11 protein-coding genes are annotated in these 11,017 nt (G+C 56.8%); 5 read left to right on the top strand and 6 right to left on the bottom strand.

The genetic code is table 11. The annotated features are described in order from the left end of the window. Positions 1-71 precede the first annotated feature (71 nt). The 4 genes from ACM6IR_RS05230 (at position 72) to ACM6IR_RS05245 (ending at position 5,311) form a co-directional block, all read left to right on the top strand. The gene (locus ACM6IR_RS05230) at positions 72-1,448 is read left to right on the top strand and encodes a glutamine synthetase family protein (RefSeq protein ID WP_414906702.1); all 1,377 of its coding nucleotides are present in this window, start codon (positions 72-74) and stop codon (positions 1,446-1,448) included. Positions 1,449-1,676: 228 nt separating this feature from the next. Continuing rightward, a complete protein-coding gene (locus tag ACM6IR_RS05235) occupies positions 1,677-3,167 on the top strand; it encodes an aldehyde dehydrogenase (protein WP_414906703.1) in 1,491 nt (496 codons plus the stop codon). Between the two features lie 52 nt (positions 3,168-3,219). After that, positions 3,220-4,503 (top strand): NAD(P)/FAD-dependent oxidoreductase, encoded by a 1,284-nt coding sequence (locus tag ACM6IR_RS05240; protein ID WP_414906704.1) that lies wholly within the window; start codon positions 3,220-3,222, stop codon positions 4,501-4,503. Between the two features lie 259 nt (positions 4,504-4,762). Then, entirely contained in the window at positions 4,763-5,311 is a 549-nt protein-coding gene (locus ACM6IR_RS05245) for a cupin domain-containing protein (protein ID WP_414906705.1), read from the top strand. 98 nt (positions 5,312-5,409) lie between these two features. Here the strand turns inward: ACM6IR_RS05245 and ACM6IR_RS05250 are convergent, their stop codons facing one another. The 4 genes from ACM6IR_RS05250 to ACM6IR_RS05265 form a co-directional block, all read right to left on the bottom strand. Continuing rightward, complete coding sequence (locus ACM6IR_RS05250; protein WP_414906706.1) at positions 5,410-5,880, bottom strand: hypothetical protein; 471 nt, start codon at positions 5,878-5,880, stop codon at positions 5,410-5,412. Positions 5,881-6,395: 515 nt separating this feature from the next. Further along, positions 6,396-7,130, bottom strand: coding sequence for a zeta toxin family protein (locus tag ACM6IR_RS05255; protein ID WP_414906707.1), 735 nt, complete (start codon positions 7,128-7,130; stop codon positions 6,396-6,398). Beyond that, positions 7,117-7,479, bottom strand: coding sequence for a hypothetical protein (locus tag ACM6IR_RS05260; protein WP_414906708.1), 363 nt, complete (start codon positions 7,477-7,479; stop codon positions 7,117-7,119). The genes ACM6IR_RS05255 and ACM6IR_RS05260 overlap by 14 nt, the downstream gene beginning before the upstream one ends. A 203-nt stretch (positions 7,480-7,682) precedes the next feature. Beyond that, entirely contained in the window at positions 7,683-7,973 is a 291-nt protein-coding gene (locus ACM6IR_RS05265; protein WP_414906709.1) for a fructose-bisphosphate aldolase, read from the bottom strand. A 627-nt stretch (positions 7,974-8,600) separates the two neighbouring features. Here ACM6IR_RS05265 and ACM6IR_RS05270 point away from each other — a divergent pair. After that, on the top strand, positions 8,601-9,404 hold the full coding sequence (locus ACM6IR_RS05270; protein ID WP_414906710.1) for a hypothetical protein: 804 nt from the start codon (positions 8,601-8,603) through the stop codon (positions 9,402-9,404). A 34-nt stretch (positions 9,405-9,438) separates the two neighbouring features. Here ACM6IR_RS05270 and ACM6IR_RS05275 read toward each other — a convergent pair whose 3' ends face one another. Both ACM6IR_RS05275 and ACM6IR_RS05280 read right to left on the bottom strand, forming a co-directional pair. Continuing rightward, entirely contained in the window at positions 9,439-10,179 is a 741-nt protein-coding gene (locus ACM6IR_RS05275) for a hypothetical protein (protein WP_414906711.1), read from the bottom strand. Positions 10,180-10,372: 193 nt separating this feature from the next. Continuing rightward, positions 10,373-10,609: a hypothetical protein gene (locus tag ACM6IR_RS05280; RefSeq protein WP_414906712.1), complete on the bottom strand. Its 237-nt coding sequence runs from the start codon at positions 10,607-10,609 to the stop codon at positions 10,373-10,375. Between the last annotated feature and the right edge of the window lie 408 nt (positions 10,610-11,017).

An 11,017-nucleotide genomic window follows, 5' to 3' on the forward strand; every position in this document is an offset into this window, starting at 1 on the left:
CTTTGCCTTTCGGATTGACTGGGCTCGTGAAAGGGTAGTGAACATAATAATTAACAGCTAATAGGTGCATCATGTCGGTCCCTCTGCGTGCCGTTCAACTCAACGAAGCAAACGCATTCCTTAAGAAATATCCTGAGGTTTTGTACGTCGACCTTCTGATTGCGGATATGAACGGTGTGGTGCGCGGCAAGCGCATCGAGCGCACCAGTCTTCATAAGGTTTACGAATCAGGCATTAACCTCCCGGCGTCACTGTTTGCTCTGGACATCAACGGCTCTACGGTGGAAAGCACCGGCCTGGGTCTGGACATCGGCGACTCGGATCGAATCTGCTTCCCCATCCCTAATACCCTCAGCATCGAGCCATGGCAGAAGCGCCCAACCGCGCAACTGTTAATGACCATGCACGAACTCGAAGGCCAGCCGTTCTTCGCCGACCCTCGCGAAGTGCTGCGTCAGGTTGTGAGCAAGTTCGATGACATGGGCCTGACCATCTGCGCTGCGTTCGAACTCGAGTTCTATCTGATCGACCAGGACAACGTGAACGGTCGTCCGCAATCGCCACGCTCGCCGGTCTCCGGCAAACGTCCGATATCGACTCAGGTGTATTTGATCGACGACCTCGACGAATACGTCGATTGCCTGCAAGACATCCTCGAAGGCGCGAAAGAGCAGGGCATTCCTGCCGACGCCATCGTCAAGGAAAGCGCCCCGGCGCAGTTCGAAGTGAACCTGCATCACGTCAATGACCCGATCAAGGCCTGCGACTACGCGGTGTTGCTCAAGCGTCTGGTGAAGAACATCGCCTACGACCACGAGATGGACACCACGTTTATGGCCAAGCCGTATCCGGGCCAGGCGGGCAACGGTTTGCACGTGCACATTTCGATTCTCGACAAAGAAGGCAACAACATCTTTGCCAGCGAGGATCCCGAGCAGAACGCCGCGCTGCGACACGCGATCGGCGGTGTGCTCGAGACCCTGCCGGCGCAGATGGCTTTCCTCTGCCCGAACGTCAACTCGTACCGTCGTTTCGGCGCACAGTTCTACGTGCCGAACTCGCCGAGCTGGGGCATCGACAACCGTACCGTTGCAGTACGTGTGCCGACCGGTTCTGCCGACTCGGTGCGCATCGAGCACCGCGTTGCCGGCGCCGACGCTAACCCGTACTTGTTGATGGCATCGGTCCTGGCCGGTATTCACCACGGCCTGACCAACGAAATCGAGCCGGGTGCACCGGTTGAAGGTAACAGCTACGAGCAGAACGAGCAGAGCCTGCCGAACAACCTGCGCGATGCACTGCGCGAGCTGGACGACAGCGAAGTCATGGCCCGTTACATCGACCCGCTGTACATCGACGTGTTCGTGGCGTGCAAGGAAAGCGAGCTGGCCGAGTTCGAGAACTCCATCTCGGACCTTGAGTACAACTGGTACTTGCACACGGTTTGATGAGCTGAGCGGTGGGGCAATTATTTTCGATTTGAATCTGATGGCCCCTTCGCGAGCAAGCTTCGCTCCTACGGGGATGATGTGGCGGGCACAAAGAGTGTGCACACCTCATACCTGTAGGAGCGAGGCTTGCCCGCGAAGACGGCAGCACAATCAACGATCAACGATGCAATCGCCTGACACGCCAACTTCCATCGATCAACTATTCCTCTGCGTCGAGTCACAACAATGACAAACACTCGCAGCGACTGGGAACAACGCTTCCAGTCCCTAACACTTGAAGGCCGTGCATTCATCGACGGCCAATACTGTTGCGCACTCAGTGGCGACACTTTTGAGTGCATCAGCCCGGTCGACGGTCGCTTCCTGGCCAACGTCGCCAGCACCGACGAAGCTGACGCCAATGCGGCCGTCGCCGTCGCGCGTCGCACCTTCGACTCCGGCATCTGGGCCAATTTGGCCCCGGCCGAGCGCAAGCGCATCCTGATTCGCTTTGCCGACCTGATCCTGGCCAACCAGGAAGAACTCGCCCTGCTCGAAACCCTCGACATGGGCAAGCCGATCAACGACTCGATGAACATCGACATCCCGGCGACCGCCAACGCGATCCGCTGGAGCGCCGAAGCCATCGACAAGATCTATGATGAAGTCGCCGCCACACCACACGACCAGCTCGGCCTCATCACCCGCGAACCGGCGGGTGTCGTTGCTGCCATCGTGCCGTGGAACTTCCCGCTGATCATGGCCAGCTGGAAATTCGCCCCGGCCCTGGCCGCCGGCAACTCGTTCATCCTCAAGCCCTCGGAAAAATCGCCACTGACCGCGATCCGCATCGCGCAACTGGCGCTGGATGCGGGCATACCGAAAGGCGTGTTCAACGTCCTGCCGGGCTTCGGCCACACCGTCGGCAAGGCGCTGGCGTTGCACATGGACGTCGACGTACTGGCCTTCACCGGCTCGACCGCGATTGCCAAGCAACTGCTGATCTACGCCGGGCAAAGCAACATGAAACGCGTCTGGCTCGAAGCGGGCGGCAAGAGCCCGAACGTAGTGTTCGCCGATGCGCCGGATTTGCGCGCGGCAGCACAAGCGGCGGCGGGTGCTATCGCCTTCAACCAGGGCGAAGTCTGCACCGCGGGTTCACGCTTGTTGGTCGAGCGTTCGATTCGCGAGCAGTTCATTCCGCTGCTGGTGGAAGCGTTGCAAGCCTGGAAGCCGGGGCATGCCCTTGATCCGGCCACCACCGTTGGCGCCGTCGTCGATCAGCGGCAACTGGACAACGTGCTGCGCTACATCCAGATCGGTAAAGACCAGGGTGCGCAGTTGATCGCGGGCGGCAGTCGCACCCTCCAAGACACGGGTGGCCTGTACGTGGAACCGGCGATTTTCGATGGCGTGACCAACGCCATGACCATCGCCCGTGAAGAAATCTTCGGCCCGGTGCTGTCGCTGATCACCTTCGACACTGCTGAAGAAGCGCTGGCCATCGCCAACGACAGCATCTTCGGCCTGGCCGCCGGTGTCTGGACCAGCAACCTGAGCAAGGCCCACACCTTCGCTCGCGGTTTGCGTGCCGGCAGCGTCTGGGTCAACCAGTACGACGGCGGCGACATGACCGCGCCGTTCGGCGGGTACAAGCAGTCGGGTAACGGTCGGGACAAATCGCTGCACGCGTTCGACAAATACACCGAACTCAAAGCGACCTGGATCAAGCTCTAATACTTCTACAACGGCGGTCGCCGAATCGTATCGGCGGCCATCGGAGAAATCTATGAAACAAACGCATGTAAACAGCTACTACGCCGCCACCCGTCACTTCACCGGCGACTTTCCGGTGCTTGAAGAACTGGTGGAATGCGACGTCTGCGTGATCGGCGCCGGTTACACCGGTTTGTCCTCGGCCCTGTTCCTCGCCGAAGCGGGCTACAGCGTCACTGTGCTCGAAGCCGCCAAAGTCGGCTTCGGCGCCAGCGGTCGCAACGGCGGCCAACTGGTCAACTCCTACAGCCGCGACGTCGATGTCATTGAAGAGCGCTATGGCGACAAGACCGCCGAAGTTCTCGGCAGCATGATCTTCGAAGGCGCCGACATCATCCGTCAGCGCATACAACACTACGACATCCAGTGCGATTACCGCCCGGGTGGCATCTTCGCCGCGCTGAACAAAAAGCAACTCAAAGGCCTGGCCGAGCAGAAAAGCAGCTGGGAACGTTACGGCAACAAAAACCTGAAAATGCTCGACGCGGCTGACATCAAGCGCGAAGTCGGTTGCAACAACTACGTTGGCGGCCTGCTCGACATGCAGGGCGGCCACATCCACCCGCTGAACCTGGCCCTGGGCGAAGCCTCGGCCATCATCGGCCTGGGCGGCAAAATCTACGAGCAATCGGCCGCGGTGGAAATCACCTACGGCGAACCGATCACCGTGCGCACCGCCAAAGGCGTCGTCCGCGCCAAGTACCTGCTGATCGCCGGCAACGCCTACTTGCCGCAAGACCTCGACAACCGCGTCACGCGCAAAAGCATGCCGTGCGGCTCGCAAATCGTCGTCACCGAGCCATTGTCTGAAAAGGTTGCGCGCAGCCTGATCAAAAACAACTACTGCGTCGAAGACTGCAACTACCTGCTCGACTACTACCGCCTCACTGCCGACAACCGCCTGCTGTACGGTGGCGGCGTGGTCTATGGTGCGCGCGAGCCGGACGACATCGAACAACTGATCAAGCCGAAAATCCTCAAGACCTTCCCGCAACTGAAGGACGTGAAGATCGACTACCGCTGGACCGGCAACTTCCTGCTGACCATGTCCCGCATGCCGCAATTCGGCCGTATCGAGAAAAACGCCTACTACATGCAAGGCTACAGCGGCCACGGCGTCACTTGCTCGCACCTGGCCGGCAAACTGATCTCGGAAATGATCCGCGGCGACGCCGAACGCTTCGACGCCTTCGCCTCGCTCCCGCACATGCCGATGATCGGCGGCCGCACCTTCCAGGCCCCGCTCACCGCCATGGGCGCCGCGTACTACGCGCTGCGCGATCGTTTCGGGATCTAGGCAATCCAGTCGGCAACCAACCAAAACCTGGCTGCCACACAACCCCTGTAGTGGCGAGCTTGCCCGCGATGGTGCGCCAGTGAACGTTTCTGTAGCTGACACACCATGGCGAGCAAGCTCGCTCCTACAGCAACACGACCAAACGTGATTTAATACCCGCCTTTCAAATTTCCGGGACAGGGAAGCGGTATTTTCGCGGCCAAAAGTCGCCCGCCATCCACCCCCATAACCCTTAAGTTTTTTCTCGCATAAGGCTGTCATGGACACGGGCTCACGACTCAAATTAGTACGCGAAAGCTACAAACTCTCCCAGCGCGAGCTGGCACGGCGTAGCGGCGTCACCAATGCCACCATCTCCCTGATCGAACAGAATCGCGTCAGTCCCTCCGTCAGCTCCCTGAAAAAACTGCTCGAAAGCATCCCCATGTCCTTGGCGGACTTCTTCACCTTCGACCAACCGCCACGCGAGCATCAATACGTGTTCCGCGCCAATGAACAGCCGGATCTCGGCCGTCATGGGTTGCGGTTGTTGTTGATTGGCGCTTCGGTTCCGAGTCGGCAGATGCGCTTGTTGCGCGAGCAATACGCGCCGGGGGCGAGTTCGGGGGAGGAGCCGATTGTGCACTCGGAAGGGGAGGAGTGTGGGTTGGTTACGCGTGGCACGGTTGAGCTGACTGTGGATGGGCAGATTAGTGTGCTGAATGCCGGGGATGGGTATTACTTTCCGACGACGCTGCCGCATCGGTTTCGGAATATTGGGGCGGATGAGGCGGAAATCATCAGCGCTAACACCCCGGCCAACTTCTAATGTAAGCGGCCCACTGTAGGAGGGAGCCTGCTCCGGGCGGCGTTCCGACGATGGTCGTAAACGATACACGTGTCTACTGGCTAATCGCAGCGTTCGCTCTAATGTTGCTGATGGTGGGTGTCCCATCTTTCGCCGCCTTCCGTCGGAACTGTCAGCTTTGACAGGTTATGTTTTTCTATCTCTGTTTGTAACCTTTGTCCGGTCAGCCTTCTCACGGCTGCTTTCCGGAAAAGGAGTTTGGATATGTGGAACGCCATCAATGCAGATGAAATCAAAAAAGCCAAGGAAAATGTAGACCCTAAGTTGCCTTTGTCAGAAATTAGGGGTGTACACAGGGGCTCAAAGTCACCGATGAGCATTTGGAGCGTGGCCTGGAAATCTTTATTCCCGCAGATGAACGCTTCAAAAACGGCACCATTAGATTTCTCCTGCACGACACTCAGGGGCAGCTTGGATACAGTGAGGTAGTGCCTGGGGGAGGTGGAGAGATTAAAGTGTTTTGTCCCGCGGCAACATCTAGCAAGTTCAAAGACACCCAGTCCGAGCTTTGGTACTACCTGGACAAACATGCAAGTAGCCCTGAATACACTGCTTCGACGCGTAAGACCTATGAAATGGGCACGCAGCGTTGAACTACTTGCTGGGAGTAGGCCTGCTCGCCAACCTTTGGCAACAGGCACATTACAATCAATCAGTCTCCTTTCTTGAACGGTTAGAGTAGGAGCTGGACGCAAAAAAACCGCAGTCATGCGGTTTTTTTACGACTGAAATTTAGTTACTGCCCCTTGGGCGCCTCGAACCCACGCTGCTCAATCACCCGAAACACATCGCTCACATCCTGAAGCAGGATTTGGGCGTCGCTGTCGACGAGGAGGACGGGGTAGTCGGTGGCGAAATTGGAGGGTGTAGGACGACAGCACGGTTTTTGTAGCAGCTGGCGAAGCCTGCGTTCGGCTGTGTAGCAGTCACAGTATTGGAAGTCACTGTGTGTCAGTAAAAAAGGTGGCAGATCTATTTAGCAAGTAGATCTGTCACCGTTTTTCAGTTGGTATTTTAAATTTTCCATGCTTCTTTTTCTAAGTTGTTAAGTAGTTTCGACTTTATCGACATAAGACTCGAAGAACCAATCCGGGACTTCGTCAGTGCGAAATTCAAGGCTTATTCCATCTGTAATCTCCGCCAGAAGAACCGTACTGCCGCCGGAGTTATCGAAGATGTACGCCCGGTTGCTGACTGCAATGGCGTCTGGCAGAAGGCCCAGAGATTTGTGATACCGTTCGCTCACTTTTTCAGGTGCCACGGGATGTCCACCTTCGCGTACTCTGATTCCTACGCGGTCTATGTTGATGGCCGGGTTTTCAGTCGAAACGAAGTAAAGGTATGTCCGATAACCGCGAGCCTGCGCCTCTCCCATGAAGTCGACCTTGCTGCGATGTGACATCACCGTTTCGAAGGTAAAACTCACACCTTTTTCAAGCAGGCGCTGGCGAATGAAGTCCGATATCACGGAAGCCAGATAGGAATTGACCTCGACGTTTCTGTAATCAACTTTAGTACCCAGCAAACCAATTTGTTTGACTGTATCGCTGAGCTCTTTGTTTTTTATCAGATAGTGTTCGGCATGGAACGTGAGTAACTTGGACAGCGTAGTGGTCACTTCAAAGGTAGCCAAGTCGACGAACCCGCTAGCTTTTGCTTCCTTCTCAAGGTCATCGGCATTCACGTACATTTTGATAAGGGTGGGGTCAATTTCTCCCTTAATGGTGCTTTTTCCTGACCCGTTCGGCCCCGCAAATACCCGAAACCTAGGCACGATCACCAGCCGTTTGATCGTCGATACGGCGCACTGTGATCACCTCACCTACTTTGACTTTGCGGCGCGGCTTGGCTTTGGCTACAACGGTCTTGCTGCCATCAAGTGAGATCCTTACCAGATCGTCAGAGTCGACGCAAAGTACGCTATCGCTCACTAACAATGCGCGAGCGTAAGCAGCCTCGGTGGCTCTTTGAGCGAGCTCGGGTATCTGGAGCTCCAGAGCATCCATCTCCTTATCCGAAAGCTTTTTGGGTTTTGAAGTCATCGGGATTCTCCGCGTGAGCGAGCGCTCTAGTGCTTCTAGCCCGGATAGTACTGCATTAGGCGGGCTTTCGAACGTCATCAGGTCCATATGAATTTCCTCGGTAGTGTACGCGCCTTGACTACTGTGTGAAGGGACAGATTTTCCACCTTGAGATGCAGGCTCCTTCTGCCCGATAGCTATATGTAACGATCTCCTGAAACCTGTTCACTGAAAAGAAAACGACCGTTACAACGTGTGTTGAAGTGAAAAAACCGCAACGACGAGGGTTGCTGCGGTTCAAGAGCTGGTGACTATCCCTTGGGTGCCTTAAACCCTCGCTGCTCAATCACCCGAAACACATCGCTTACATCCTGGAGCAGGATCCGTGCAATGTTGGCGACGGTGTTGATGTCGTTTTCGGCATAGTCGGGGAGGCTGGTGCAGCCCATGAGCTGAAGGTAGGGGGGGACGGCGTTGAGGCGCTCGCTGACGACGTTGTGGAGTTCGCGGATGGGGGCGTCGCTGTCGATGAGGAGGACGGGGTAGTCGGTGGCGAATTGGGACATGGGGGTGAAGCGGCGGGGCGGGTTTTGGGTTGTCATGGTTTCTAGTCCTAAAAGATAAACATCAACGTCATTGAGACGCTCAACAGACGAAAATTGCCTGTGTCGTGCCTGACGTTGCTGGGTGGTTTTCTCTTTGGGCTGCGAATCCCTGCCACCGACAATGTCAGCGACGGGGGAACTATAAGCGGCGATTTTGGTGTCCGCAAATGAGGGTGTAGGACGACAGCACGTTTTTTGTAGCAGCTGGCGAAGCCTGCGTTCGGCTCGGGTCGCGTTTGGACGTAGCAGTCTCGGTATTGGACGTCGCGGTGTGTCAGTTGTACGCCATATGCCGGATTTACGGCCGCTACGCAGCCGAACGCAGGCTTCGCCAGCTGCTACAGGGTTTGGGTATTGTTTAAAAGTTCGGCAGGAATTGGGGGCGCTTCGCAGCCCGGCGGGAGCAAGCTCCTTCGCCACACTGGGAAATGTCCTATAGCTTTTACAGATCAAAAATCTAACGTTCGTCGGATGTCAGGTTGCTATCAGCGCATTTGCCTGCCCATTCCATCACGGCTGCTAAGCTTCGTCGTTGCAGCGGCCGAGCTTTTTTTGGCTTACGTTGCGAGCGTCAGCACGGAGAACACCTTCTATTCCTGTCGTTAACCTGCACGGAGGCAGGCGATGGAGATCAAGCGCATGGTCGAATTGAGTGCGGACGAGGTTCCAGACCCACTCGATCGTGAAGAGATAGAGCGGGTGCTGGCGTCGTTGCTAGCCAGTCCCGTGTTTGCCAAGTCCAGGCGGATGGGCAGTTTGTTGCGCTTTCTGGTCGAGCACGACCTGCAATTTTCCAATACATCGCTAACCGAGCATGCCATAGGTATCGCCGTGTTTCGTCGTGATCCTGCGGTGTATTGCACGGGTGATGACCCGGTAGTGCGGGTGCAGGTGGGGCGATTGCGTCGTAAGCTTGCGACACATTACGCCACCAACGGTCAGCAGGACCCGGTGCGACTGAGCATTCCGGCCGGTTGTTATCGCCTGGCGTATCAGCGGCTGCGACTCAAGGAGGTTGGCACGCATCATCCGGTTTTGCAGGTCCAGCCGTTTACCTGCATCACCGGTGATGGCGAGGACTTTGCCAGGGGCTTGTGCGAGGAGTTGAGTTGTCGGTTGTTCGAGTCGTTCGAGCAAACGCAGACCGGCGCCAATCATGTGTTGATGAAGGTGCCGCGCAGCAGCGTAAAAACAGCAGAGATCGGACGCGGCGGGCGTTACAGCTATTGCCTGGAAGGCAGCGTGCGGGTCGAGCCAGCACGGGTGCGGGCCTCGTTACGACTGGTGGATGTGGCGCAGGGGCGGATTCGCTGGTCGGCGCAGTTTGATCGAAATCAGCCTTATGGCATCGCTACCCAAGAGGATTTGGCGGCGTCCATCTGTCTGTCGCTGACGGGGTATTTTGCCAGGGACGCAATCGACGAATAAGAGGGGCAACCGCGAGGTTGCCCCAATGTACCCGTTACACGGTTTTCCACTGACCGCCTTCGTAAAGGCGACCTGCGGTGTTATCGAAGGTCAGGTCGATTTCGATCGCCTTGGAGCGTGAGGTACTGAACATGGTGCTGGTCTGTACGTTCTGTTCGAACCACACGAGGATGGTTTCGACGGGGGTCAGCACGGTTTTACCGGTGACCACCTGGTTCACCGCAACGTAAATGGGGGTGCTGACCTGATTGCCATCGATGCCGGTGGATAGCTGGTTGATCCCCGGATGGATGGGCGCGTAGTCGTTCACAAAAGTCATGGAAACGTCCGGACCGCCCGTTACCGCCGAGCTCAACAGTCCGTGTTCATCGAGTGTCGAGGTTTGCCCAAGACCGATATTGACGATGTTGGTCGAGACTTTGACTTGTACGTTTGCCTTGAATACGTTGGAGGCGAACAGCTGATATTGCGGCGTCCAGCTGAATTCGTTATTGCTCAGGTACGCGTCATAGGACTGCCACACCACGTTGTAGTCTTCGGTGCCGACTTTCTTGGCAAAGCACAGCTTGTAACCAGACTTCTTGAGCAGGGTCAGGTCGCCGGCGGCGATTTCGATCGTGACTGTTTTTTGCGAAGCCGCCAGGGCGGACCTCAATACCTTACTGTAGTCGGATGTTTTCAGCGCCTTTGGGGCATTCAGGATCAACTTGACCGCTTCTTGCACGTCATTGTGAAGCTGCTGGCTATTTTGGCTGACAGCGATTGATTTGCTCATGGTTTCCCTCTTCCTTGTTGGTGTGTTTGGCAATCAATGGGCGGCGGGCAGTCAACCCGGTCAGTCCATTGAGGGCTTCACTCTAGGTTCATGGCGCGGGGGGGGGCTAAGTGTCGTGGCGTTACAGGCGGGTAACCGGTTGTATCAAACAGATGAAACAGCGGGGCGCCCCAAGGGTCGCCCCACCATGGCCTCAGGCTGCCTTCGCGTCGGCCCAGACGAAGTTCCAGCTGGTTCGCTTGCCCTTGGCAATCTCGATCAGCTTGTTCTCATAGACTGTGTGATTGACCGCGCCGGTGTAGGTCAGGGTTCGGGCGGCGTTGGTCCCCGTGCACTCGCCCGGTTCACCGCCGGATTCGACCATCGCCTTTTTCATCTCGACTTCCGACGGGGCGCTGCTCTGGTTTTTTTCCACTTTAACGAAACTCATGGTTTCACCTCTTCCGTGATGGGGGGATCGGTGCAGGGCAGGGGCGCCAGCATTCACGTTCCTGCAACACACCGAAGGCCCTACTCTATTGGCCTGGCGTTCGGTGCAGAAGTGACAACTGGGGCGGTGAGGTAACACGCGGGAAACAGCACAATCGGGGGGAAGTATCAGGGACGTATCAAGCGCGCAAACGCGCAAACGCGCGGTTCAATTCGGTTCAGGCTGGATTTGCTCGCGATGGTGGTCTGTCAGGCAAAGCAATATTGACTGTCAGGGCCTCATCGCGAGCAGGCTCGCTCCCACAGGGGATTTGGGTGTTTGCCGGGTAGTTAAAACACCACGCAACGTGTAATTGAATGGACTCGCCCACGCCGAGGCGTCAATGCGCCACGGTGGCAGTCTAAACAG

Source organism: Pseudomonas sp. IT-P253, assembly GCF_949768125.1.
Classification (GTDB): domain Bacteria; phylum Pseudomonadota; class Gammaproteobacteria; order Pseudomonadales; family Pseudomonadaceae; genus Aquipseudomonas.

Excerpts from the sequence above, each read along its gene's own strand:
- ACM6IR_RS05230 (WP_414906702.1), top strand. The coding sequence starts at position 72 with ATGTCGGTCCCTCTGCGTGCCGTTCAACTCAACGAAGCAAACGCATTC.
- ACM6IR_RS05235 (WP_414906703.1), top strand. The coding sequence starts at position 1,677 with ATGACAAACACTCGCAGCGACTGGGAACAACGCTTCCAGTCCCTAACA.
- ACM6IR_RS05240 (WP_414906704.1), top strand. The coding sequence starts at position 3,220 with ATGAAACAAACGCATGTAAACAGCTACTACGCCGCCACCCGTCACTTC.
- ACM6IR_RS05245 (WP_414906705.1), top strand. The coding sequence starts at position 4,763 with ATGGACACGGGCTCACGACTCAAATTAGTACGCGAAAGCTACAAACTC.
- ACM6IR_RS05250 (WP_414906706.1), bottom strand. The coding sequence starts at position 5,880 with ATGTTTGTCCAGGTAGTACCAAAGCTCGGACTGGGTGTCTTTGAACTT.
- ACM6IR_RS05260 (WP_414906708.1), bottom strand. The coding sequence starts at position 7,479 with ATGGACCTGATGACGTTCGAAAGCCCGCCTAATGCAGTACTATCCGGG.
- ACM6IR_RS05265 (WP_414906709.1), bottom strand. The coding sequence starts at position 7,973 with ATGACAACCCAAAACCCGCCCCGCCGCTTCACCCCCATGTCCCAATTC.
- ACM6IR_RS05270 (WP_414906710.1), top strand. The coding sequence starts at position 8,601 with ATGGAGATCAAGCGCATGGTCGAATTGAGTGCGGACGAGGTTCCAGAC.
- ACM6IR_RS05275 (WP_414906711.1), bottom strand. The coding sequence starts at position 10,179 with ATGAGCAAATCAATCGCTGTCAGCCAAAATAGCCAGCAGCTTCACAAT.
- ACM6IR_RS05280 (WP_414906712.1), bottom strand. The coding sequence starts at position 10,609 with ATGAGTTTCGTTAAAGTGGAAAAAAACCAGAGCAGCGCCCCGTCGGAA.